Genomic DNA, 22,402 nt, shown 5'->3' with positions numbered 1-22,402 from the left:
CCTGCGGCAGCGCCGCATTCCTCCTCCCACGGATCCCTACATGAGCACATTCGCGTTTCGTTCCCTCCTGGCCGCGGCCACGCTGGCATTGGCGTCCTGTGGCGGCGGTGGCAGCAGCGGCGGCGACACCCTGACCGTGGCCGCCACGGCCGTGCCGCATGCCGAGATCCTGGAAGTGGTCGAACCGTTGCTGGCCAAGCAGGGCGTCAAGCTCGATGTGCGCGTGTTCAACGACTACGTGCAGCCCAACGACCAGGTCGTGCAGAAGCAGATCGACGTCAACTATTTCCAGACCGAGCCTTATCTGGACGCCTACAACCGCGACCGCAAGAGCCAGCTGGTGACCGTGGTCGGCGTGCATATCGAGCCATTCGGTGCCTATTCGCGCCGCTTCAAGACGCTGTCCGAGCTGCCCACCGGCGCCGACGTGGTGATTCCCAACGACCCCAGCAACAACAGCCGCGCGCTGATCCTGCTCGACAAGGCCGGGGTGATCAAACTCAAGGACCCGAGCAATGCGCTGTCCAGCCAGCGCGACATCGTCGACAACCCCAAGCAGCTGAAATTTCGCGAGCTCGATTCGGCGATGTTGCCGCGCGTACTGGACCAGGTCGACCTGGCGTTGATCAACACCAACTACGCGCTCGATGCCGGGCTCAACCCCACCCGCGATGCACTGGCGATCGAAAGCAAGGATTCGCCATACGTCAACTTCCTGGTGGCGCGCGCCGACAACAAGGACGATGCGCGCGTGCAGAAACTGGCCAAGGCCCTGACCAGCCCGGAAGTGAAGGCCTTTATCGAACAGAAGTACAAAGGCGCAGTGCTGCCCGCTTTTTAAGAGCGGCTGACACAAGGCGTACGCAGTCGCAAGGTAAGCGCGGTTGCGATGCCGGAACTGCGGCGTCGACAGCGCCGAACACGCGCAGCTGCGTGCTTGCGTAGTAGCGTTGTCGGCCATCTTTTCCCGGCCACGTCCCGATGCCCTTGCTGCTCGCCATTCCGCTGGCCGTGATCATTGCCCTGGCAGTGTTCGCGGTGCTGTTCCCGTTGTCGCTGCTGCAGCGGTTTCGCGTGGGCACTGCGCGTCGGCAGGCACGTGGCTGGCTGCTGCTGATCAACCTGGTCTCGGCCGGCATCTCCAGCGTGCTGTTTGTGATCTTCACCTTGATCGCGGCGGCGTTCTGGCCCGGTGCGATCAGCCATGCGGCGGTCGGCTGGGCCTGCGGGTTGGTGCTGGGAGTGCTGGCGCTGCAGTTGACCCGTTTCGAACGCACCACCCAGGGCCTGTTTTACCGGCCGAACCTGTGGCTGGTGCTGGCCTTGACCGCGCTGGTGGTGGTGCGGGTGATCGCCGGGATGGTGCAGGGCTGGCGCAGCGCCTGGCAGGGCGTGGCCTGGCCAACCGAAGGCTGGCTCAGTCACGCCAGTCTGCTCGGCGCTGCCGGCGTGCTGCTCGGTTATGCGCTGGCGTATGCCAGCTTGCTGTGGTGGCGCTGGCGCAGCGCGCGTCTGCGCGGCAGTGTTTATTGGCGTTGAATGCGGGTAGGCATGGCGGCGGAGTGGCGATGCGTCACTCACGTGCATATGTACGCATTGACATGCGCGCGCGTACGCAGCTGAAAGATGGATCGACAGGCTGACTGATAAACAGGATGTCGGGAAGACGCACTGCTTGTCGCAATCAGATGCGCTCGGGCGGTCCCGCATCCCAGAGCTTCCCTCCTAGCAGCGTTGCAATCTCGACACCGCACAATCCACGCACAAAAAAACGGGCCTCGCGGCCCGTTTTTGTTCAACTCAAACCCTGGCTGGCAGGTGCGTGCTTAGAAGCGCGCACCGACGCCGAAGCCGACGGTCCACGGATCCAGTTCCAGCTCGCTGCCGGTGCCCTGGCCGCCCACGCGCAGTTCCGGACGCGAACGCATGTAGCGGGCGTCGGCGCGTGCGAACCAGGTGGAGTTGATGTTCATGTCAACACCAACGGTGCCGATCACGCCCTTGGCGGTATCCACGCCGACGTGCTGGCCGGTGGCCGATGCCGCATCGATCTTCTCGTTGCTGAAGTTCGACTCGTAGTAGCCCACGCCCACGAACGGACGGAACACATTGTCGGCCTGGCCGAAGTGGTACTGGCCGCTGATGGCGATCGGCTGCTGCTCGACGGTGCCCAGCTTGCCCACGCCATCGGCGTTGACGCGGTGGTTGAACTTGTCGGCTGCGCCCCAGATTTCAACGGCCCAGTTGTCGTTGATGTAGTAGCTGGCGCTCAGCGTCGGCGCCGGGCCACCATCGACGTCCAGGCCCGGGGCCGGGTCATTCTTCGGCTTGATCAGGGCGACACCGCCGACCACTGCCCAACGCTTGCCGGAAGCGCTATCGGCGCTGGTGGAAGTCGAGGAGGTATCGCTGGTGTAGGTCGTGTCCTGCGCGAACGCGGACGGTGCAATCGCAAGAGCGGATACAGCAGCCAGGCTCAGGATGGAAATGGCACGCATTGGAGGTCTCCTCGCATAATTTTTGTTAGGCCCGTGGAGTGGGCCGCGCCAAAGCTATTCCTGAAAATCTGAATACACGCCCACCCGTGGCTCGCTAAAATTTCGTTTGTTCAGCAAGTTTCCTAAGAAGGCCGTGGTTGCGACATGCAAGCTGAAAACGACATTCACGCAAATGCGATCGCCGTGACGAAAAACAGTGCGTTGCAAGGCCTGCCAGCGCACGTTCGCAGCGATTGCCGGGTGTTGCTGCTTGGTTCGATGCCCGGTGTGGCGTCGCTGGAGGCGGCCCGCTACTACGCACATCCGCGCAATCGTTTCTGGCCCTTGATGCATGCCTTGTTGGGCATCGATACAGCCGCAAGTTATGCCTCGCGCTTGGACGCGTTGCTCGACCACCGTGTGGGCTTGTGGGATGTGATCGGCCAATGCGAGCGGCGCGGCAGCCTGGATACGGCGATCGTGGCGGACAGCATCGTCGTCAACCCGTTGCCCGCATTGCTGGTCACGTTGCCGCAGCTGCGCATGGTGGCCTGTAATGGCGCCGCGGCTGCGCAGGCCTGGCGCCGGCATGTGCAGCCGCTGCTGTCGTCCGAACTGCGCGCGGTGCCGGTCGTGGCCTTGCCGTCCACCAGCCCGGCCAATGCCGCCTGGTCGCTGCCGCGCCTGGCCGCGGCGTGGCAACCGCTGCGCGAGGCGGTGCGCCAGCGGGAGTGATCGGTGCTGACGCCATCGGCCAGAAGTCATGCCAGCGTCCGGCACGGGCCTGCATAGCGCAGCGGCGGGCATGCTGCCGATACCGCATCACGGAGTAGCGATATGTCGATCAAGCACGCAATCACGATGGCAACAGCTGTGCTGTTCGGTCTGCTGGGCGCTGCAGGGGCTGCTGCTGCCGAGGACCTGCACTGCGAGGTCAGCAGTGATTACGACCTTACGCTCAACGCACGCAGCCTGATCCTGATCCGTGAATCGGGCACGCCGCAGCGGCTGGTGATGCGCCAGGGCGCCTTGTTCGTCGACGACCGCTGGGTGGCGTTGAACGCAGACGATCGCGCTCGCCTGATCCAGTTCGAGCGCCAGGCCCGCGATGTGGTGCCGCTGGCGCAGGCCGTTGGGCGTGAAGCGGCCGATATCGCCGTCACGGCACTGGGAGAGGTGGCGGCCGGCTTCAGCCGTAGCCCGGCCGCCACGCGCGCCCAGCTGGCAAACGTGCGCGAAAAGATCGACGTGCGCTTGAGGCAGAGTTTCAGCAAGAGCCAGCTGACCCCGATCAACATCGACGACGACATCGGCGCGCTGGTCGCCGAGCTGCTGCCGCAGCTGATCGGCGATGTGGTGGCCGGTGCGGTGCAGTCCGCGCTCACCGGAAATGACGCGCAGCTGCGTTCGCTCGATGGCGTGGAAGCGCGCATCGAGCGCCTGATCGAGCCGCAGGCGCGTGCCTTGCGGCCGCGCGCGCAGCAGCTGTGCGCACGCCTGGAAGCCCTCGATGGGCTGGACAATGCGCTGGCGTATCGTTTGCCGTCGGGCGAGCCACTGCAACTGTTGCGGGTCGATCGACGCGCGACGAAATGATCTGTGCACGCACATATGCGGACGCTGCATCCCGCCGGGTGTGCGATTTTTTCCACGGCAATGGTTGGCGCTGCGGCCCGCAGCCGGCCACAATAGGGGTTTCCCCATTCTGTTGCCGGAGTTCCCCGTATGGCCGAAATCAAGGAAGCACTTGTCCCCGATATCGGTGACTACAGCGACGTCCCGGTAATCGAGGTGCTGGTGTCGGTCGGCGATACGGTCAGCAAGGACCAGAGCCTGGTCACGCTGGAATCGGACAAGGCCACCATGGAAGTGCCTTCGTCGGTGTCCGGCGTGGTCAAGGAGATCAAGGTCAAGGTTGGCGATTCGCTCTCGCAGGGCGCGTTGGTGGCGTTGATCGAAGTGGCCGATGCCGGCGCCGATTCCGCCAAGCCCTCACCTGCTGCCGCGCCTGCCGCACCGGCGGCTGCCCGGGCACCCGCTGCCAAGGCCGACGCTGCTGCGCCTGCCGCCGCCTCGGAAGGCGGCCTGATCGAAGCGCGCGTGCCCGACATCGGCGACTACACCGACATCCCGGTGATCGAAGTGCTGGTGGCCGTGGGCGACACCGTTGCCAAGGACCAGAGCCTGGTCACGCTGGAATCGGACAAGGCCACGATGGAAGTACCGTCCTCGGCCGCTGGCGTCGTCAAGGAGCTCAAGGTCAAGGTCGGCGACACCCTGTCGCAGGGCAATGTAGTGGCGATCATCGCCGCCAGCGATGGCGGCGCCGGTGCGGCGCAGTCCCCGGCCAAGCCCACCACCGACGCCGCCGAGACCGCGGGCAAGGTCGAGCCGGTCGCTGTGTCGGCCGAGCCGGACAAGCTGGCCCAGCGCGAGATTGCGCAGGTGCAGGGTGCGCGCTCCGGTGCGGGTGCGCAGGCAGCGCAGGGTGGCCAGCCGTCGGCCGGCAACCCGAGCAGCCCGCCGGTAACCTTCGACGCCGACAGCGTGCTGCCGTCCAAGGTGCCGTATGCCAGCCCGGTGGTGCGCGTATTTGCGCGCGAACTCGGCGTGGACCTGGGCCAGATCAAGGGCAGCGAAAAGGGCGGCCGCATCACCCGTGAGGACGTGCAGCGCTTCGTCAAGGCCGCACTCAGCGGCGGCGCACCTGCTGCAGCCGGCGCTGCACCGGCCGGTGGCGGCAACGGCCTGAACCTGCTGGCCTGGCCGAAGGTGGACTTCAGCAAGTTCGGCGACACCGAAACCCAGCCGCTGTCGCGCATCAAGAAGATTTCCGGCGCCAACCTGGCGCGCAACTGGGCCATGATTCCGCACGTCACCCAGTTCGAATCGGCCGACATCACCGACCTGGAAGCGCTGCGCGTGGCGCTGAACAAGGAAAACGAGAAGGCCGGCATCAAGCTCACCATGCTTGCCTTCCTGGTCAAGGCCAGCGCCGCGGCGCTGAAGAAATTCCCCGAGTTCAACGCCTCGCTCGATGCGGCCGGTGAAAACCTCACGCTGAAGAAGTACATCAACATCGGTTTTGCCGCCGATACGCCGAACGGCCTGGTGGTGCCGGTGATCCGCGACGTGGACAAGAAGGGCGTGCTGCAGATCGCCCAGGAAAGCGGCGAGCTGGCCAAGAAGGCGCGTGACGGCAAGCTGGGCCCGGCCGACATGAGCGGCGGCTGCTTCTCGATCAGCTCGCTCGGCGGCATCGGCGGCACCGCGTTCACGCCCATCATCAATGCACCGGAAGTGGCGATCCTGGGCGTGTCCAAGTCGGCGATGCAGCCGGTCTGGAACGGCAAGGACTTCTCGCCCAAGCTGATGCTGCCGTTGTCGCTGAGCTACGACCACCGCGTCATCGACGGCGCGCTGGCGGCCCGCTTCACCACCTACCTCAGCCAGGTGCTGGCCGACATGCGTCGCGTCCTGCTGTGAAGCCTGCGCTGCTGACGATCGCCCTGCTGGGTGTGCTGCCGTGGACATCCGCGGCGGCACGCCAGTGCGAGAGCACGCTTGGGCGCGGCTGGCCGCCGGCAGTGGGCAACTACGGCACCGCGGTGACCACGCTGCTCGATGGCGCCGGCAAGCCGGCCTTGTCGTTGCTGACCCTGCCCACACGTGGGGTGGAGAGCGGCGTGTCGCTGGTGCCGGGCAAGGATGGCGCCGACTGGACCCTGCGGCATAGCCGCGCCGACGAGCGCGTCTACAGCTGGGTCAGCCAGGCCGATCGCGGCAGTGTGCAGTTCCGTACCGAACAGACCCCGGAAGCGGTGGAAATTCCGATTCCGGCGGCGTTGGCACAACGCCTGGTCAGCAACTGGACCACCGCATTGACCCAGCTTGCACCGACCGGTCGCACCGCGCCGGTGAGCGAGGGCGAGGTTCTGTCGTTCCAGGTCGAGGGCGTGCGCTACAGCGGCACGCGCCCGAGCTGCGGTGCCGGCGAACTGCTGCTGCAACAGGCCGCGCTGCTGATCGAAGCCAGCGAAGGCAAGCAAAAGAAGCGCGACAAGCGCTGGACCCAAATCGAATCGTCGCTGGATGAACTTCAGCAGACGCTTGCCGGCACGGCCGGTTGAGCCATCAGGAGAAGCAAATGGCGGTCATTGAAATCAAGGTTCCCGACATCGGCGATTACAGCGATGTCCCCGTCATCGAAGTGCTGGTCGCCGTCGGCGACAGCGTGGTCAAGGATCAGGGCCTGGTAACGCTGGAGTCGGACAAGGCCACGCTGGAAGTGCCGTCCTCGGCAGCCGGTGTCGTCAAGGAGCTAAAGATCAAGGTCGGCGACAGCCTTTCCGAAGGTGCGGTCGTGCTGCTGCTCGAGACCGAAGGCGAGGCCGCCGCGCCTGCACCTGCCAAGGCCGAGACCAAGGCCGCTGCGCCTGCTGCTGCCCCCGCGGCGGCCGCCGCCCCCGGCAGCAAGCCGCCGGTGACGCCGTCGCATCGCGCCCCGGCCGAACCGGTGGCTTCCAAGCCGGCGCTGGCCAGCGGCAAGCCGGCCGACATCGAATGCAAGATGGTGGTGCTCGGCGCCGGCCCCGGTGGCTACACGGCCGCGTTCCGCGCCGCCGACCTGGGCCTGGACACGGTGCTGATCGAGCGCTATGCCAGCCTCGGCGGCGTCTGCCTCAACGTGGGCTGCATCCCGTCCAAGGCATTGCTGCATGCGGCCGCGGTAATTGATGAAGTGGCGCATGCCGGCGATTTCGGCGTGGACTTCGGCCAGCCCAGGATCACCCTGGACAAGCTGCGCGAGTACAAGGAAAAAGTGGTCGGCAAGCTCACCGGCGGTCTGGCCAGCATGGCCAAGCAGCGCAAGGTGCGCACCGTCACCGGTGTGGCCAGCTTCGTCTCGCCCAACGAGCTGGAGATCGTCGGCGACGACGGCACCACCCAGCTGTTGCGTTTCGAGCACTGCATCATCGCGGCCGGCTCGCAGGCGGTGAAGCTGCCCAACTTCCCGTGGGACGACAAGCGCGTGATGGACTCCACCGACGCGCTGGAGCTGCACGACATTCCCAAGACCCTGCTGGTGGTCGGCGGCGGCATCATCGGCCTGGAAATGGCCACGGTGTACAGCGCGCTCGGCAGCAAGGTCACCGTGGTCGAGTTCATGGACCAGCTGATGCCGGGCGCCGACAAGGACCTGGTCAAGCCGCTGGCCGATCGCCTGAAGAAGCAGGGCGTGGAGGTCCATCTCAAGACCAAGGCCACCGACGTCACCGCCGACGCCAGCGGCATCACGGTGTCGTTCGAAGCGGCGGTGGAGGGCGAAAAGCCGGGTCTGCAGGCCACCGCCTACGATCGCGTGCTGGTCGCTGTAGGCCGCACGCCCAACGGCAAGAAGATCGGCGCCGACAAGGCCGGCGTCACCGTCACCGAGCGCGGCTTCATCCCGGCCGATCGGCAGATGCGTACCAACGTGCCGCATATCTTCGCCATCGGCGACATCGTCGGTAACCCGATGCTGGCGCATAAGGCCACCCACGAAGGCAAGCTGGCCGCCGAAGTGGCTGCCGGCGAGGGCGTTCCTGGCAAAGGCCGGGAATGGGTGGCGCGGGTGATTCCGTCGGTCGCCTACACCAACCCGGAAATCGCCTGGGTCGGCGTCACCGAAACCGAAGCCAAGGCCAAGGGCCTGAAGGTTGGCGTGGCCAAGTTCCCGTGGGCTGCCAGTGGCCGCGCAATCGGCATTGGCCGCACCGAAGGCTTCACCAAGCTGATCTTCGACGAAGAAACGCATCGCGTGATCGGTGGCGCCATCGTCGGCGTGCATGCCGGTGATCTGCTAGCCGAGATCGGCTTGGCCATCGAGATGGGCGCCGAAGCCGAAGACATCGGCCACACCATCCACGCGCATCCGACCCTGAGCGAATCGGTCGGCATGGCGGCCGAGGTCTACGACGGCACCATCACCGACCTGTATATCCCGAAGAAGAAGTAAGCGCCGTTCCGCACGGCCGTGCTGCCACGTGTGGTGCGGTCGCCGCGGTGGCGAGTCGACACATGGAGCTCGTCATGGGGCTGGGCAATCTGTGTCCTGAACTGCAGGCGCTGCTGCAGCGCGAACTGGCCTGTGGCAACCGTATCGCCGAGCCGCCGCAGCGAACCGACTGGCCACATCCGGGCTCGGTGTTCGTCTCGCTGAAGCGCGACTTGCGCAGCCACGTGGCGTCGCTGCCGGCAACGGTGCAGCATGCAATCTGCACCGATCCGCACTATGGTTGGCACGACGAGTGCTACTGCACCACGCACCAGCATCTGTTGGTCGCGGGTGCGACCAAGCCGCCCTGAGCTGTGTCCGCTGCTGCCATGGGCTGCAGCCGCGTCGGCTACTTGCCATGCATCCGTAAAACGACAGAACCCCGCATCGCTGCGGGGTTCTGCATAAGGCTGCTTTTTCGGGTCACGGGTCCCGGAAGAATCAGAACGCTAACGTCACGCCTGCCACCGGGCCCTTGAACTCCTGCTTCAGGCCGATCAGGCCATCGCTGCCGCGCTGGTCGACGTCGAGCTTGAACCAGTCGTAGCCGGCGAACAAGCCGAAGTTCTTGGTCAAGCGGTATTCGGCAATTGCGTTGGCACGGCTCAGGTCGCCGTCGTAATCGTCGAAGTTGCCCCAGCTGGTATTGAGGTACTGGCCCTGCACGTTGAACAGCCAATGCTCACTCGGACGTGCGGTGAAGCGGATACCGACCACCGGCGCCACGCCGTCGGCCTTCTCGTCCAGCACGTCGCCACTGAACACACTGCCCAGGTCGGCATACGCATTGGCTTCGACCTTGGCGTACTCGGCACCGATCTGCAGGCCCAGGCTGAATTCCGGCGAATCGATCACCGAGTAGTCGTACACCAGGGTGGCAACCTGGTACTTCAACTCACCTTTGATGAAGCTGCCGGTCGGCACGGTCACGCCGCCGCCGCTCAGATCCTGGGTCAGGGTCTCACGGCGATCCTTGTCGTACTTGAAGTAGTCGAAGATCAGGCGCTGACGGGTGCTGATGCGAAACACGCCATCGATACGCGGCTCCCATTCCTTGCCGCCGAGCTTGAAGTCTTCATTGACCGAAACGTTGTTGCCGGCCACCAGCGTGTTGCCACGGATGGTGTTGTCGTTGTCGACATTCATCGCGCCGAGACGGAGCTGGAAACGGTCATCGGTATCTTCGGCATGCGCGGGCGCGGCGTAGGCGGCAGCCAGGACGCACGGAATGGCCAGTGCGAGAAGGTGTTTCATGGGGAGCTCCGAATTCTCAAGAATGGTCAGGCAGTTCGGCCTGTGCGGCCCATGATCGATAAGATAGCGTCGTTCAAAAGTGAAGGAGCTGTCGAATGCCTGTGAAGGCCGGCATAGCAATCGGACAAAACGGCCCACTTTGCTGCTGCTCTAGTCCTTTGGTCGAATCATGCGCATTCAGGGCGCGCCAGACGAAGTGGCGAAACCTCCCGCAAGTCGCGAGGGCGGCGATTGGACCGCTGATGGGAAGGTCGCAGGGTGCGACAAAGTGCTTAAAAAGCATGAGCCCCGGTCTCCCAGGGCTCCCAGACGCAGCCTGCGGCGGTACCTTTCGACGAGGATTTGCAGGCCTCGTACGCTATGACCGCCGGTTTGTGGCAAAGTTCCCTTCGCTGCGACAGCGGCGACGTGGTGCATTGCAACAAGTGATGGTCTCTGCCGGTTGTCTCGCAATTTGTCCCATTGCTATAATTCCGCGGCTCGACGAGGCGCAACTGCGCTTCCCACTCATTCACACGTAAGGTAACCGTAGTGCTGAACTCCGTTGACGCGGGTCGGCGGTTGATGCTGCGCGCTGCGGTATATCCGCTTGCCGCTGTAGCTATAACCAGTCTGGGGTTGCTGTTGGTCGGGCCCCGTTACTCTGCCGGTCTGGCACTGACCGGGTTTGCGACGGTGCTGGGTGGTTGGGTCGCGGCACGTACCGCCCTGGGGGGCGGTATCCAGGCAGCGGGCATCGCCATGGTGCGGCTGATCCTGGCGATGGTGTTGAAGTGGGTGTTGGTATTTGCGGCGTTGTCGTTGGGCTTTGCCCTGTGGCGGCTGCCTCCTCTGGCTCTGTTGGCGGGTATCGCCATCGGGTTGATTTTTCAGGTTCTGGCTCTGGCCAGGCGTTGATTCGAACTTAAAGGGCTCCAGACACATGGCGGGCGAGGCAGCAACCCCTACCTCCTACATCCAGCATCACTTGCAGAACCTGGTCGTTCCGGTTCGCGATGGTGGCGGTACGTTTTGGACCATTCACGTCGACACCCTGGTCATGGCCGTGTTGATGGGCCTGGTCATGGTGCTGGCGTTCTGGACTGCGACCCGCAATGCCACGGCCGGCGTGCCGGGTAAGTGGCAGGCATTCGTGGAAATCTGCCTGGAGTTCGTCGACCGCCAGGCCAAGGACACCTATCACGGCAGCAGCAAGCTGGTGACGCCGATCGCGATCACCATCTTCTTCTGGATCCTGTTGATGAACCTCATCAAGATGATCCCGGCCGACTTCATCGCCATTCCGCTGGGCTGGGCCGGTATCCACGCCTGGAAGCCGGTGCCGACCGCCGACGTCAACGCCACCTTGGGCATGTCGATCAGCGTGTTCTTCCTGATGATCGTGTTCTCGCTGCGCTCCAAGGGCGTGGGCGGCATGACCAAGGAATTCCTCACGGCGCCGTTCGGCAAGTGGATGATGCCGTTCAACCTGCTTCTGAACATCGTCGAGTGGCTGAGCAAGCCGATTTCGTTGGCGATGCGACTGTTCGGCAACATGTTCGGCGGCGAGATCGTCTTTCTGCTGATCTGGGTGCTGGGCGGTGCGGGCATCGCCGGCATGGTCGCTGGCGGCGTATTCGGCCTCGGCTGGATGCTGTTCCACCTGCTGGTGATTCCGCTGCAGGCCTTCATCTTCATGATGCTGTCGATCGTGTATCTGAGCCTGGCCGAAGACAGTCACTGAGTTTGCGTCACCCTTCATCTGCTTCATTCCGCTTCATCCATCACCCTTAGAAACTTTCGTTCGGAGATCACCATGTACCTCGCCGTCCTGACCAACCTCGCTCAAGTCCAGAGCTCCACCGTCCTCGCCGTCGGCATCATGATCGGCCTGGCCGCGCTGGGTGCCGGCCTCGGTCTGGCCATCATGGCTGGCAAGTTCCTGGAATCGGCCGCGCGCCAGCCGGAACTGATCCCGGTGCTGCAGGTCCGCATGTTCATCACCGCCGGCCTGATCGACGCCGCGTTCATCATCAGCGTCGCGGTCGGCCTGCTGTTCGCCTTCGCCAACCCGCTGGCCCAGGTGTTCATCGAGCGTCTGTCGCAGGCTGCCGGCTGATCCAGCGGTAGCAGGATGTGGATGCAGCCCTTGGCGGTTGCATCCGCGGATGAAGGTCGGAAAGCGTCGCCACTGCGGCGGCGCTTTCACCCCTAAACAGCGATTGAGCGACCCATGGATATCACTCTTACCATCTTTGCCCAGGCGTTGGCCTTCGCCGGTCTGATCTGGATCGTCGCGACCAAAATCTGGCCTCCGCTGCTGCAGGCGATCGAAGAGCGTCAGCAAAAGATCGCTGAAGGTCTGGCTGCCGCCGATCGCAGTCAGAAGGATCTGGCGCAGGCGCAGGAAAAGGTCAACGAAGCATTGAAAGACGCACGCACCAAGGCCAACGAGATCATCGACCAGGCCCATGCGCGCGCCAACCAGATCATCGAAGCGGCCAAGCACGAGGCGATTGCCGAAGCCAACCGTCAGAAGGATCTGGCCCAGACCGAAATCGACGCATCTGCCACCCGCGCACGTGAAGAACTGCGCAAGCAGGTCTCGGTGCTGGCGGTCAGTGGCGCCGAAAAGCTGCTCAAGCGCGAAATCGATGCCAACGCCCACAAGGCGCTGCTCGACGAGCTGGCGGCGGAGATTTAAGCGATGAGCCAGGCCCTCACACTTGCCCGTCCCTACGGCCGCGCGGCGTTTGCGATCGCGCGTGAGGGCGGTAGCTTCGCGCCCTGGTCCGATGCGCTGGCGTTTTCGGCGCAGGTGGCCGGCGACCCGCGCGTGGCCGCATTGCTGCTCAACCCGGCCTTGCGCCAGGAACAGGCGGTGACGTTGCTGGCGCCGCCGCAGGCAGGCGAGGACTACCTGCGTTTCCTCGGCGTGCTTGCCGGTGCGCAGCGGCTGTCGCTGCTGCCGGAAGTTGCAGGCCTGTACGAACAACTGCGCGCCGATGCCGAACACGTCGTCAAGGCGACGGTGACCTCGGCCGCTGCAATGAGCCAGACCGAACTGGACACGATCGCTGCTGCGCTGAAGAAGCGCTTCGGCCGCGAAGTGGACATCACCACGGCAGTCGATGCGTCGCTGATCGGCGGCGCGGTGATCGACACCGGCGACGTGGTCATCGACGGCTCGCTGAAGGGCAAGCTTGCGCGTCTGCAAAGCTCGCTCGCCCACTGAATTCACATAAACGCATGGCCCTCGCGGCCGGCACCTAGGACTGAACGATGGCAACCACGCTCAACCCCTCCGAAATCAGCGACCTGATCAAGACCCGCATCGAAGCGGTCAAGCTGTCCGCAGAGTCGCGCAACGAAGGCTCCGTGACCAGCGTGTCCGACGGCATCGTGCGCATCTTCGGCCTGGCCGACGTGATGCAGGGCGAAATGATCGAACTGCCGAACAACACGTTCGCGCTTGCACTGAACTTGGAGCGCGATTCGGTCGGCGCCGTGGTGCTGGGCGATTACGAAAACCTGCGCGAAGGCGACGTGGCCAAGACCACCGGCCGCATCCTGGAAGTGCCGGTGGGTCCGGAACTGCTGGGTCGCGTGGTCAACGCACTGGGCGAGCCGATCGACGGCAAGGGCCCGCTGGGCGCCACCCAGACCGCACCAGTGGAGCGCGTTGCGCCCGGCGTGATCTGGCGCAAGTCGGTCGACCAGCCGGTGCAGACCGGTTACAAGTCTGTCGATGCGATGATCCCGATCGGCCGTGGCCAGCGCGAGCTGGTCATCGGCGACCGTCAGACCGGCAAGACCGCGCTGGCGATCGATGCGGTGATCAACCAGAAGGGCACCGGCATCAAGTGCGTGTACGTGGCGATCGGCCAGAAGGCCTCGACCGTTGCCAACATCGTGCGCAAGCTCGAAGAAAACGGCGCGCTGGCGCACACCGTGGTGGTGGCTGCGACCGCGTCCGAATCGGCCGCGATGCAGTACATCAGCCCGTATGCCGGCTGCACCATGGGCGAGTACTTCATGGACCGCGGCGAAGACGCCCTGATCGTGTACGACGATCTGTCCAAGCAGGCCGTGGCTTACCGCCAGATCTCGCTGCTGCTCAAGCGCCCGCCGGGCCGCGAGGCCTATCCGGGCGACGTGTTCTATCTGCACTCCCGCCTGCTCGAGCGCGCTGCACGCGTGTCCGAGGAATACGTGGAAAAGTTTACCAACGGTGCGGTGACCGGCAAGACCGGCTCGCTGACCGCGCTGCCGATCATCGAAACGCAGGCCGGCGACGTTTCTGCCTTCGTGCCGACCAACGTGATCTCGATCACCGACGGCCAGATCTTCCTGGAAACCGACCTGTTCAATGCCGGTATCCGTCCGGCCGTGAACGCCGGTATCTCGGTGTCGCGCGTCGGTGGTGCGGCCCAGACCAAGATCATCAAGAAGCTGTCCGGCGGCATCCGTATCTCGCTGGCGCAGTACCGTGAGCTGGCCGCGTTCGCGCAGTTCGCCTCGGACCTGGACGAAGCCACCCGCAAGCAGCTCGAGCGCGGTCAGCGCGTCACCGAGCTGATGAAGCAGAAGCAGTACGCGCCGATGTCCATCGCCAACCAGGCGCTGTCGATCTACGCGGTCAACGAGGGTTACCTCGATGAAGTGCCGGTCAACAAGCTGCTGGCGTTCGAAGAAGGCCTGCACGCGCACTTCGCCAACACCCAGGGCGAGTTGGTCAGCAAGATCAACAGCACCGGCAGTTGGGACAACGACATCGAAGCCAGCTTCAAGAAGGGCATCGAAGAGTTCAAGACCACGGGTAGCTGGTAAGTCAGTCACCGGGATTTGGGATTGGGCATTCGGGATTCGTTGTAGCGGTGATCTGAGGGCTGGAAGGCCCCCGATCACCACGTTGGATCTCCAGATTCAGTATTTCGGGATTTGCAGGTGAGGTGACGTCGGGGGCTTTGGCCAATCCCGAATCACCAATCCCGAATCCCACGAGCGAAGCGAGCGAGCAATGGCAGGCGGACGCGAAATCAAAACCAAGATCAAGAGCGTGCAGAACACCCGCAAGGTGACGCGCGCGCTCGAAATGGTCTCGGCCTCCAAGATCCGCAAGGCGCAAGAGCGCATGAAGACCTCGCGTCCGTATGCGCAGGCCATGAAGCAGGTGATCGGGCATCTGGCACAGGCCAGCACCGATTTCCAGCATCCGTTCCTGGTCGAGCGTGAGCAGGTCAAGCGGGTCGGTTACATCGTGATCTCTTCCGACCGCGGCCTGGCCGGCGGCCTGAACAACAACCTGTTCCGCAAGATGCTGGGCGAAGTGCGCCCGTGGCAGGACACCGGCGCCGAGATCGACGTGGTGACCATCGGGCAGAAGGCCTCGGCGTTCTTCCGTCGCATCAAGGTCAACATGGTCGGCAGCGTGACCCACCTGGGCGACAGCCCGCAGGTGGAACAGCTGATCGGCGTGATCAAGGTGATGATCGATGCCTTCATCGAGGGCAAGGTGGACCGTGTGTATCTGGTCTACAACCGCTTCGTGAACACGATGACGCAGAAGGCCAGCTTCGACCAACTGCTGCCGCTGCCGGCCGCCGAGCACAAGGTGGCCCACCACGATTGGGACTACCTGTACGAACCCGATGCCGCGACCGTGCTGGAGCATGTGATGACGCGTTACATCGAGTCGCTGGTGTACCAGGCCGTGCTGGAAAACGTGGCCTCCGAACATGCCGCGCGCATGGTGGCGATGAAGGCCGCCAGCGACAACGCCAACAAGATGATCGGCACCCTGCAACTGGTCTATAACAAGGCACGTCAGGCGGCGATCACCCAGGAAATTTCGGAAATCGTCAGCGGCGCGGCCGCCGTCTAAGTACCGCCGGGATTGGGGATTCGGGATTGGTTGGAGCGCAGCGAATCGCGCCCTTGCGAATCCCCAATCACGAATCCCAAATCACAAAATTCCACGAGATGGCATCGGCCACTCGGACAGAACAAAGCTAACCGGAGCAGCAAAATGAGTCAGGGCAAGATCGTTCAGATCATCGGCGCGGTCGTCGACGTCGAATTCCAGCGCCATGAAGTGCCGAAGGTCTATCACGCGTTGAAGGTCGAAGGCACCGAAATCACCCTGGAAGTGCAGCAGCAGCTCGGCGATGGCGTGGTGCGCACGATTGCGCTCGGCTCCACCGACGGCCTGAAGCGCAACCTGCTGGCCACCAACACCGAGCGCGCGATTTCGGTGCCGGTCGGCGCCGGGACGCTGGGCCGCATCATGGACGTGCTGGGTCGCCCGATCGACGAAGCCGGCGACGTGCAGGCTTCGGACCATTGGGAAATCCACCGCGCCGCGCCGTCGTATGAAGACCAGTCCTCCAGCACCGAACTGCTGGAAACCGGCATCAAGGTCATCGACCTGATGTGCCCGTTCGCCAAGGGCGGCAAGGTGGGCCTGTTCGGCGGCGCCGGCGTCGGCAAGACCGTCAACATGATGGAACTGATCAACAACATCGCCAAGGCGCACAGCGGCTTGTCCGTGTTTGCCGGCGTGGGCGAGCGTACCCGTGAGGGCAACGACTTCTACCACGAGATGAAAGACTCCAACGTGCTGGACAAGGTCGCGATGGTGTACGGCCAGATGAACGAGCCGCCGGGCAACCGTCTGCGCGTCGCCCTGACCGGTCTGACCATGGCCGAGTATTTCCGCGACGAGAAGGACGAAAACGGCAAGGGCAAGGACGTGCTGCTGTTCGTGGACAACATCTACCGCTACACGCTGGCCGGTACCGAAGTGTCCGCGCTGCTCGGCCGTATGCCGTCGGCCGTGGGTTACCAGCCGACCCTGGCCGAAGAAATGGGCGTGCTGCAGGAGCGCATCACCTCGACCAAGAGCGGTTCGATCACCTCGATCCAGGCCGTGTACGTGCCTGCGGACGACCTGACCGACCCGTCGCCGGCGACCACCTTCGCCCACCTGGATTCGACCGTCACGCTGAGCCGTAACATCGCCTCGCTGGGTATCTACCCGGCCGTGGATCCGCTGGATTCCACCAGCCGCCAGATGGACCCGCTGGTGATCGGCCACGAGCATTACGACACCGCCCAGCGCGTGCAGCAGACCTTGCAGAAGTACAAGGAACTGAAGGACATCATCGCGATCCTGGGCATGGACGAGCTGAGCGAAGAAGACAAGCAGTCGGTGTCGCGCGCACGCAAGATCGAGCGCTTCTTCAGCCAGCCCTTCCACGTGGCCGAAGTGTTCACCGGCTCGCCGGGCAAGTACGTCTCGCTGAAGGACACCATCCGCGGCTTCAAGGCGATCTGCGACGGCGAATACGACCACCTGCCGGAGCAGGCGTTCTACATGGTCGGCAGCATCGAAGAAGCGGTCGAAAAAGCCAACAAGATAAGCGCCAAGGCGTAACAGCCGGGATTTGGCATTCGGGATTAGGTACGGCGGGTGAGCTGGGTGCGGGAACGAGGTGAGTGGTCACAGCGAAAGCTGCGGTTGCTAATCCCGAATCCCGAATCCCCAATCCCCGCCTCACAACGTGAGGCAGCATGAGCACTATCCGTTGCGACATCGTCAGCGCCGAGAAGGAAATCTTCCACGGTGAGGCGACGCTGGTCGTGGCCACCGGCGAGTTGGGCGAGCTGGGCATTGCGCCCAAGCACGCGCCGCTGATCACGCGCCTGAAGCCGGGCAAGGTGGTGGTGACCACCGCCAGCGGCGAACAGCTGGACTTCGCCATTTCCGGGGGCATCCTGGAAGTGCAGCCGCAGGTGGTGACCATCCTGGTCGACACCGCGGTGCGTGCGCAGGACATCGACGAGGCGGCCGTGCGCAAGGTCAAGGAAGAAGCCGAGCGGCTGCTGGCCAACCGTGGCGACACGGTGGACGTGGCCCAGGCACAGCGTCAGCTGGCCGAGGCGACGGTTCAGCTGCAGGCGCTGGAGCGCTTGCGTCGTAACCTCAAGCACTGAGCGATTGCCTGTCGATTGCGCAGCCTGTTGATGGGGCGCGCACCGCAAGCAGCTGCAAGATCACTTGCAGATAAAGAACGTCGAAACGCCGACCCTGTGTCGGCGTTTTCGTTTTTGGAGATTCGCCGGCGGCTCCGCGAATTGGCCGCAGCGCGCGGCAGGCACACTGCGTGGCTTGGCGCACATGCCCGGCGGTGGGGCGTGGCACGCTTGCCCAGGCACGTTGAGGAACACGGTATGACCCGTTCGATCGATGGCATTCGCGCTTACATGGTGACCGGCCTGCTGGCCGCCGCGCTGCTGGGCTGTGCACTTCCGGCACGTAGCCAGCCGCCGCTGGAGCGGTTACTGGATCGCATCGTGCAGCGCAACGCCATTGGCGATGCGGTTGCGTTGAGCAAGTGGGACAGCGGCAAGCCGGTGCTGGATCAGGCGCGCGAGGCGGCGGTGCTGCAAAGCGTGCGCGACCAGGCGCCGGCGCGTGGGCTGGATGCCGACGATGCGGCGCGTTTTTTTGGTGCGCAGATCGAAGCCAACAAATCGGTGCAGTACGCGTTGCTGCACCACTGGCACGAACGCGGGCGCGCGCCAGACACCGCCCGTCCGGATCTCACCGCGCTGCGCACACGCCTGGATCAACTGCAGGGCGAACTGCTCGATGCGCTGGCCGAGGTTGCGTCAGCGCGCAGCGCGCCCGACTGCCCGGCCAGTACCGCGCGTGCAGCGGCGCATTACGCCACGCAATGGCAGCTGGACGCGTTGCATCGCGCGGCGCTGCTACGCAGCCTGGGCGACTTTTGCCACTGATCTGCTGCAGTGGGTGTGGTCTGCGATGCCCCGCTCGCTGTCGTGAGCTAGAGCGCGGCTGACCAAACCGTAGCGAGCGCTCGCCTGGTGGTGAGTGCGGCGGTGCTGTCGGCCGTTTTGGTGGACATCGTCAGGCGTCCAGATCAACCACTGCGTGGGTCGAGGGCGCGCGGCCTGCGCATGCCTTGCTCAGCGGTACACCACATGCCGGCCGAGGAAGAACGACACCACCGCCAGCCCGCCTTCGACCAGTGGTTTCGCCAGCCAGGCCTGGCGCAGGCCGAGCAGATCCACCGTTGTCGACAGCAGCCAGGTGCTGATCAGCGTGAGCGCCAGCCACATCAGCGCAAAGCGGCGGAAGCGTTGCCAGCCCAGTCGCGCATCGCCTTGCTGGGCGAAGGTGTAGCGGCCATTGAGCCAGAAGCCGAGCATGGCGCCGCTGATGCGTCCAAGCAGATTGGCGGGCACCGCAGGCATGCCTGCGGCAGTGGCGACAATGAAGATGCCGCAATCCACGGCCAGCTGCAGGGCGCCAATCATCATGAACTGGCTGCCTTGGCGGAACAGACTCATGCGTGTGTGAGCGAAGAAGGGGCGCCCATCCTAGCCGCACTGAGCGCAGCCAACCAAACAACCGCGTTCGCTGCCAGGCAGGCGCGGCCGGTGATCGGTGCGGCATGTACCACGCGCACACGCCGGTGATGAGCACGCCGTCCACGCCCGCCTGAACACTGCTCGCCAGGTGTTGTCAGCCGCAGTGACGCGCAAACGCTGCCGCCGCAGACGAACGCTGCATCAGGGCAACGACGCGACGGAGGCGCAGCGACTAGAATTTAGCCATCTATCCGTCTGGAATCTCTTGATGACCCTGCCCCTGCACGTTGTGATCCTGGCCGCGGGCGAGGGCAAGCGCATGCGCTCGTCCCTGCCCAAGGTGCTGCAACCGCTGGCGGGCCAGCCGATGCTGGCGCATGTGATCGCCACGGCGCGTCAGCTGCAGCCGGCAGCGATCCATATCGTGTACGGGCATGGCGGCGATCAGGTGCAGGCAGCATTCGCCGGTCAAGGCGATCTGCAGTGGGCCGAGCAGCGCGACCAGCTGGGCACCGGGCATGCGGTGCAGCAGGCGATGCCTGCGATTCCCGACGCGGCGACGGTGCTGGTGTTGTATGGCGATGTTCCGCTGATCCGCAGCGAGAGCTTGCTGCAGTTGCTGCATGCACCGGGCCGGATGGCGGTGCTGGTGGCCGAACTGGCCAACCCCAGCGGCTACGGGCGGATCCTGCGCGATGCCGAAGGCAAGGTTGCCGCCATCGTCGAACAGAAGGACGCCAACGACGAACAGCGCCGTGTTCGCACCATCAATACCGGCATCCTCACCGCCGAATCGACCGCGCTGCGCCGCTGGCTGGCTGGCCTGTCCAACAACAATGCGCAGGGCGAGTTCTATCTGACCGATGTATTTGCCAGCGCCGCCGCCGATTTCACTCCGGCCGACATGGTGCACGTGGCCGACCCGCAGGACGTGGAAGGTGCCAATGACCCGTGGCAACTCGCCCAGCTCGAACGTGCTTGGCAGCTGCGCGCTGCGCGTGCGCTGTGCCTGCAGGGCGTTCGCATGGCTGACCCGGCGCGGGTGGAGCAGCGCGGCAGCGTGCAGGTGGGACGCGATGTGCAGCTGGATATCGATGTGATTCTGGAAGGCGATGTGACGCTGGGCGACGGCGTGGTGATCGGCCCGTTCGTACGGCTGCGCGATGTGACCCTGGGTGCCGGCACGCAGGTGCGCGCGCACTGCGATCTGGAAGGCGTGATCACCGAAGGCGCGGTGCAAATCGGCCCGTTCGCGCGCTTGCGCCCCGGCACCGTGTTGGCCGATGGCGTGCATATCGGCAACTTCGTGGAGACCAAGAAGGTCACGATGGGCGTGGGCAGCAAGGCCAACCACCTCACCTACCTGGGCGATGCGGTGATCGGCAGCAAGGTGAACATCGGCGCCGGCACCATCACCTGCAACTACGACGGGGTGAACAAGTCGCAGACCACCATTGGCGACGGCGCGTTCGTCGGCTCCAACAGCGCACTGGTGGCGCCGATCGCCGTCGGTGCCAAGGCCACCATCGGTGCGGGCTCGGTGATCACCCGCGATGCGCCGGCGGGCCAGCTCAGTGTGACGCGTGCGCGGCAGACGGTGATCGAAGGCTGGGAGCGGCCGACCAAAAAATAGGCCGCATCGCCGGCGGTGTGACCCGTCGGACGCGTGCGATAGCCCGGCCGTTCTCAGCTGAGGCATTGAGGCTGCTGGCCACCTCGACGCGGCTCAGCAGCGGCGATGCCACCCCGCATTGAATGTGTAGGAGCGCCCCTGGGCGCGACAGGGATTTACGGGGATTTACTGGTAATGTCGCTCGCGCCTGGGGGGCGCTCCTGCGACGTGCGTGAGGCTGGTAGTCAGATGCAACACACGCTGCGTTGATCCCAAGCCTGAGCGCGACGCTGTCTTTACTAGGCCAACGGCAGCAACACGGTCACGCACAACCCGCCGTGTTCGCGGTTATGCAGCGAGATGCGCCCGCTATGCGCTTCGGCGATTTCGCGGGTCAGTGCAAGGCCAAGACCTGTGCCATTGCGCTTGGTCGAATAGAACGGCATCAGCGCGTTGTGCAGCACAGCCTCGTTCATGCCATTGCCGCGGTCGAGCACTTCGATGCGCAGCCACTGCGGCAGGCGCGTGACCCGTACGGCCACGTCGCTGTTGGGCGGCTGTGCTTCGCTGCAGGCTTCGTGCGCATTTTTCAGCAGATTGAGCAGCGCCTGCTCGATCTGCGCTGCATCTATCCGGCTGGAGACATCGGTGAGCGTGCCATGCACCTGAAACGGAATCTGTTGCTGCAGGCGCTGCAGAAACGGCGCCCACTCGATGGTCTGCAGCTGCGGCTGCGGCAACTTTGCGAAGCGCGCATAGCCGCGGATGAAGCCTTCCAGATGGCGCGCACGTTCTTCGATGGTTTCGAACACGGTACCCAGCCGATCGGTGCGTTCGCGGCGCAGCAGCTCGGCGCCGGAATGCGCCAGCGAGGCGATCGGAGCCAGCGAGTTGTTCAATTCGTGGCTGATCACGCGGATGACCTTTTTCCACGTCTGCACTTCCTGGCGGCGCAGTTCGGCCGTCAACGTGCGGATCAACACTAGTTCGTGGCCGCGCCCATTGAGATGGAAGCTGCGCCGCGACAGGTGGTAGATCTGCTCGTCCTCCTCGTCATCGCCGTCTTCGCGCACCGCGAACAGACAGTCCCCGCCGCGTGCCATGGCGTCGCGCAATTCGTTGGGCATGCGGCTGAGCACATCGTCCAGATGCTGGCCTTCGAGCTTGCGTCCGTCGTACAGCAGTTTGCGTGCGGCGTAGTTGGAAAACCCGACCCGCCGCACGCCATCGCCGCCGGCGACCACCAGCAGCATCGCGACCGGCGTGTTTTGCAGCATGGTGTCCAGCATCAGTTCGCGCTGCACCAGATTGCTGCGCTGCGCACGCAGGACATCGCCAAGTTCGGCATGCGCCTGCACCAGTTGCGCCAGTTCGTCATTGCCGCGCCAATACACACCGAAGTTGTACTCACCATCGCGGTAGCTGCTGGTGGTGCCGGCCAGCGCACGAAACAGCGAGCGCATCGGCGCGGTGGCGCGGCTGAGGCTGAACCACATCGCTGCCAGCAGAACCACGGCCGAAATCGCGGCCACCTGCCAGCCGCGGTCCAGCCAATAAGCCATGAACCACGGCAAAGCCGCAGCCAGCGCGAGCACCGGCAACAAGCGGAGAAACAGCGAAAAGGTGAAGGAGCGGTTCCACATACGC

The 22,402-nt window shown here is 64.4% G+C and carries 23 protein-coding genes and 1 other RNA gene; 20 read left to right on the top strand and 4 right to left on the bottom strand.

Annotation, left to right across the window (positions count from 1 at the left end):
- Positions 1-40 precede the first annotated feature (40 nt).
- Both M3O59_RS17690 and M3O59_RS17685 read left to right on the top strand, forming a co-directional pair.
- Positions 41-841, top strand: a complete 801-nt coding sequence (locus M3O59_RS17690) for a MetQ/NlpA family ABC transporter substrate-binding protein (protein ID WP_116906346.1) — start codon at positions 41-43, stop codon at positions 839-841.
- 140 nt (positions 842-981) lie between these two features.
- Positions 982-1,539 carry a DUF1453 domain-containing protein gene (locus M3O59_RS17685; protein WP_116906347.1) on the top strand — a complete coding sequence of 186 codons (558 nt, stop codon included), beginning with the start codon at positions 982-984 and terminating at the stop codon, positions 1,537-1,539.
- A gap of 287 nt (positions 1,540-1,826) precedes the next feature.
- On the opposite strand, the gene M3O59_RS17680 is transcribed toward M3O59_RS17685, so the two are convergent.
- Positions 1,827-2,498, bottom strand: a complete 672-nt coding sequence (locus M3O59_RS17680; protein WP_064635057.1) for an OmpW/AlkL family protein — start codon at positions 2,496-2,498, stop codon at positions 1,827-1,829.
- A 144-nt stretch (positions 2,499-2,642) separates the two neighbouring features.
- Here M3O59_RS17680 and M3O59_RS17675 point away from each other — a divergent pair, with 144 nt between their 5' ends.
- From M3O59_RS17675 to M3O59_RS17650, 6 genes are all read left to right on the top strand, one after another.
- Positions 2,643-3,212, top strand: a complete 570-nt coding sequence (locus tag M3O59_RS17675) for a DNA-deoxyinosine glycosylase (protein ID WP_116906348.1) — start codon at positions 2,643-2,645, stop codon at positions 3,210-3,212.
- A 102-nt stretch (positions 3,213-3,314) separates the two neighbouring features.
- Positions 3,315-4,073, top strand: coding sequence for a DUF2884 family protein (locus M3O59_RS17670; protein ID WP_064635061.1), 759 nt, complete (start codon positions 3,315-3,317; stop codon positions 4,071-4,073).
- A gap of 129 nt (positions 4,074-4,202) precedes the next feature.
- Positions 4,203-5,963: a dihydrolipoyllysine-residue acetyltransferase gene (locus M3O59_RS17665; RefSeq protein ID WP_116906349.1), complete on the top strand. Its 1,761-nt coding sequence runs from the start codon at positions 4,203-4,205 to the stop codon at positions 5,961-5,963.
- Positions 5,960-6,607, top strand: coding sequence for a hypothetical protein (locus tag M3O59_RS17660; RefSeq protein ID WP_064635066.1), 648 nt, complete (start codon positions 5,960-5,962; stop codon positions 6,605-6,607). The genes M3O59_RS17665 and M3O59_RS17660 overlap by 4 nt, the downstream gene beginning before the upstream one ends.
- A 17-nt stretch (positions 6,608-6,624) precedes the next feature.
- The gene (lpdA, locus tag M3O59_RS17655) at positions 6,625-8,475 is read left to right on the top strand and encodes a dihydrolipoyl dehydrogenase (protein ID WP_116906365.1); all 1,851 of its coding nucleotides are present in this window, start codon (positions 6,625-6,627) and stop codon (positions 8,473-8,475) included.
- A gap of 62 nt (positions 8,476-8,537) precedes the next feature.
- The gene (locus M3O59_RS17650; protein WP_116906350.1) at positions 8,538-8,825 is read left to right on the top strand and encodes a hypothetical protein; all 288 of its coding nucleotides are present in this window, start codon (positions 8,538-8,540) and stop codon (positions 8,823-8,825) included.
- Between the two features lie 130 nt (positions 8,826-8,955).
- Here M3O59_RS17650 and M3O59_RS17645 read toward each other — a convergent pair whose 3' ends face one another.
- Entirely contained in the window at positions 8,956-9,768 is an 813-nt protein-coding gene (locus tag M3O59_RS17645) for a hypothetical protein (RefSeq protein ID WP_064635071.1), read from the bottom strand.
- Positions 9,769-10,299: 531 nt separating this feature from the next.
- On the opposite strand from M3O59_RS17645, the gene M3O59_RS17640 reads away from it, so the two are divergent.
- The 10 genes from M3O59_RS17640 to M3O59_RS17595 all read left to right on the top strand — a co-directional run bounded on the left by M3O59_RS17640 (position 10,300) and on the right by M3O59_RS17595 (position 18,549).
- On the top strand, positions 10,300-10,665 hold the full coding sequence (locus M3O59_RS17640) for a hypothetical protein (RefSeq protein ID WP_095522480.1): 366 nt from the start codon (positions 10,300-10,302) through the stop codon (positions 10,663-10,665).
- 25 nt (positions 10,666-10,690) lie between these two features.
- On the top strand, positions 10,691-11,491 hold the full coding sequence (gene atpB / locus M3O59_RS17635) for a F0F1 ATP synthase subunit A (RefSeq protein ID WP_064635073.1): 801 nt from the start codon (positions 10,691-10,693) through the stop codon (positions 11,489-11,491).
- Positions 11,492-11,563: 72 nt separating this feature from the next.
- Positions 11,564-11,866 carry a F0F1 ATP synthase subunit C gene (gene atpE / locus M3O59_RS17630; protein WP_002814105.1) on the top strand — a complete coding sequence of 101 codons (303 nt, stop codon included), beginning with the start codon at positions 11,564-11,566 and terminating at the stop codon, positions 11,864-11,866.
- A 114-nt stretch (positions 11,867-11,980) separates the two neighbouring features.
- Entirely contained in the window at positions 11,981-12,451 is a 471-nt protein-coding gene (locus M3O59_RS17625) for a F0F1 ATP synthase subunit B (RefSeq protein WP_016901014.1), read from the top strand.
- A gap of 3 nt (positions 12,452-12,454) precedes the next feature.
- The gene (locus M3O59_RS17620) at positions 12,455-12,982 is read left to right on the top strand and encodes a F0F1 ATP synthase subunit delta (protein ID WP_064635075.1); all 528 of its coding nucleotides are present in this window, start codon (positions 12,455-12,457) and stop codon (positions 12,980-12,982) included.
- Between the two features lie 47 nt (positions 12,983-13,029).
- Positions 13,030-14,577 carry a F0F1 ATP synthase subunit alpha gene (gene atpA / locus M3O59_RS17615; protein WP_116906351.1) on the top strand — a complete coding sequence of 516 codons (1,548 nt, stop codon included), beginning with the start codon at positions 13,030-13,032 and terminating at the stop codon, positions 14,575-14,577.
- 190 nt (positions 14,578-14,767) lie between these two features.
- Complete coding sequence (atpG, locus tag M3O59_RS17610; protein ID WP_008571039.1) at positions 14,768-15,631, top strand: F0F1 ATP synthase subunit gamma; 864 nt, start codon at positions 14,768-14,770, stop codon at positions 15,629-15,631.
- Positions 15,632-15,775: 144 nt separating this feature from the next.
- A complete protein-coding gene (gene atpD / locus M3O59_RS17605; protein WP_116906352.1) occupies positions 15,776-17,182 on the top strand; it encodes a F0F1 ATP synthase subunit beta in 1,407 nt (468 codons plus the stop codon).
- 137 nt (positions 17,183-17,319) lie between these two features.
- Complete coding sequence (locus M3O59_RS17600; protein WP_064635079.1) at positions 17,320-17,742, top strand: F0F1 ATP synthase subunit epsilon; 423 nt, start codon at positions 17,320-17,322, stop codon at positions 17,740-17,742.
- 237 nt (positions 17,743-17,979) lie between these two features.
- Positions 17,980-18,549, top strand: coding sequence for a chorismate mutase (locus M3O59_RS17595; RefSeq protein WP_064635081.1), 570 nt, complete (start codon positions 17,980-17,982; stop codon positions 18,547-18,549).
- Positions 18,550-18,738: 189 nt separating this feature from the next.
- Here the strand turns inward: M3O59_RS17595 and M3O59_RS17590 are convergent, their stop codons facing one another.
- Positions 18,739-19,122, bottom strand: a complete 384-nt coding sequence (locus M3O59_RS17590) for a GtrA family protein (RefSeq protein ID WP_116906353.1) — start codon at positions 19,120-19,122, stop codon at positions 18,739-18,741.
- Between the two features lie 104 nt (positions 19,123-19,226).
- Here M3O59_RS17590 and M3O59_RS17585 point away from each other — a divergent pair.
- Both M3O59_RS17585 and glmU read left to right on the top strand, forming a co-directional pair.
- A non-coding RNA gene (locus M3O59_RS17585) (sX9 sRNA) lies at positions 19,227-19,303 on the top strand.
- 108 nt (positions 19,304-19,411) lie between these two features.
- Entirely contained in the window at positions 19,412-20,776 is a 1,365-nt protein-coding gene (gene glmU / locus M3O59_RS17580; protein ID WP_064635085.1) for a bifunctional UDP-N-acetylglucosamine diphosphorylase/glucosamine-1-phosphate N-acetyltransferase GlmU, read from the top strand.
- Between the two features lie 278 nt (positions 20,777-21,054).
- Here the strand turns inward: glmU and M3O59_RS17575 are convergent, their stop codons facing one another.
- On the bottom strand, positions 21,055-22,398 hold the full coding sequence (locus M3O59_RS17575; protein WP_116906366.1) for a sensor histidine kinase: 1,344 nt from the start codon (positions 22,396-22,398) through the stop codon (positions 21,055-21,057).
- Positions 22,399-22,402 lie beyond the last annotated feature (4 nt).

The organism is Xanthomonas nasturtii (genome assembly GCF_023337365.3).
GTDB lineage: Bacteria > Pseudomonadota > Gammaproteobacteria > Xanthomonadales > Xanthomonadaceae > Xanthomonas > Xanthomonas nasturtii.
The sequence above is the reverse complement of the archived record's forward strand: the minus strand, read 5'-3'. Positions and strand labels throughout refer to the sequence as shown.

What these genes read in the sequence shown, in the direction of transcription:
- atpD (WP_116906352.1), top strand. Translation starts at nt 15,776, where the DNA reads ATGAGTCAGGGCAAGATCGTTCAGATCATCGGCGCGGTCGTCGACGTC.
- M3O59_RS17675 (WP_116906348.1), top strand. Translation starts at nt 2,643, where the DNA reads ATGCAAGCTGAAAACGACATTCACGCAAATGCGATCGCCGTGACGAAA.
- M3O59_RS17595 (WP_064635081.1), top strand. Translation starts at nt 17,980, where the DNA reads ATGACCCGTTCGATCGATGGCATTCGCGCTTACATGGTGACCGGCCTG.
- M3O59_RS17670 (WP_064635061.1), top strand. Translation starts at nt 3,315, where the DNA reads ATGTCGATCAAGCACGCAATCACGATGGCAACAGCTGTGCTGTTCGGT.
- M3O59_RS17620 (WP_064635075.1), top strand. Translation starts at nt 12,455, where the DNA reads ATGAGCCAGGCCCTCACACTTGCCCGTCCCTACGGCCGCGCGGCGTTT.
- glmU (WP_064635085.1), top strand. Translation starts at nt 19,412, where the DNA reads ATGACCCTGCCCCTGCACGTTGTGATCCTGGCCGCGGGCGAGGGCAAG.
- atpG (WP_008571039.1), top strand. Translation starts at nt 14,768, where the DNA reads ATGGCAGGCGGACGCGAAATCAAAACCAAGATCAAGAGCGTGCAGAAC.
- atpA (WP_116906351.1), top strand. Translation starts at nt 13,030, where the DNA reads ATGGCAACCACGCTCAACCCCTCCGAAATCAGCGACCTGATCAAGACC.
- M3O59_RS17590 (WP_116906353.1), bottom strand. Translation starts at nt 19,122, where the DNA reads ATGAGTCTGTTCCGCCAAGGCAGCCAGTTCATGATGATTGGCGCCCTG.
- M3O59_RS17680 (WP_064635057.1), bottom strand. Translation starts at nt 2,498, where the DNA reads ATGCGTGCCATTTCCATCCTGAGCCTGGCTGCTGTATCCGCTCTTGCG.
- M3O59_RS17650 (WP_116906350.1), top strand. Translation starts at nt 8,538, where the DNA reads ATGGAGCTCGTCATGGGGCTGGGCAATCTGTGTCCTGAACTGCAGGCG.
- M3O59_RS17685 (WP_116906347.1), top strand. Translation starts at nt 982, where the DNA reads ATGCCCTTGCTGCTCGCCATTCCGCTGGCCGTGATCATTGCCCTGGCA.
- atpB (WP_064635073.1), top strand. Translation starts at nt 10,691, where the DNA reads ATGGCGGGCGAGGCAGCAACCCCTACCTCCTACATCCAGCATCACTTG.
- M3O59_RS17575 (WP_116906366.1), bottom strand. Translation starts at nt 22,398, where the DNA reads ATGTGGAACCGCTCCTTCACCTTTTCGCTGTTTCTCCGCTTGTTGCCG.
- M3O59_RS17665 (WP_116906349.1), top strand. Translation starts at nt 4,203, where the DNA reads ATGGCCGAAATCAAGGAAGCACTTGTCCCCGATATCGGTGACTACAGC.
- M3O59_RS17625 (WP_016901014.1), top strand. Translation starts at nt 11,981, where the DNA reads ATGGATATCACTCTTACCATCTTTGCCCAGGCGTTGGCCTTCGCCGGT.
- atpE (WP_002814105.1), top strand. Translation starts at nt 11,564, where the DNA reads ATGTACCTCGCCGTCCTGACCAACCTCGCTCAAGTCCAGAGCTCCACC.
- M3O59_RS17645 (WP_064635071.1), bottom strand. Translation starts at nt 9,768, where the DNA reads ATGAAACACCTTCTCGCACTGGCCATTCCGTGCGTCCTGGCTGCCGCC.
- M3O59_RS17600 (WP_064635079.1), top strand. Translation starts at nt 17,320, where the DNA reads ATGAGCACTATCCGTTGCGACATCGTCAGCGCCGAGAAGGAAATCTTC.
- lpdA (WP_116906365.1), top strand. Translation starts at nt 6,625, where the DNA reads ATGGCGGTCATTGAAATCAAGGTTCCCGACATCGGCGATTACAGCGAT.
- M3O59_RS17690 (WP_116906346.1), top strand. Translation starts at nt 41, where the DNA reads ATGAGCACATTCGCGTTTCGTTCCCTCCTGGCCGCGGCCACGCTGGCA.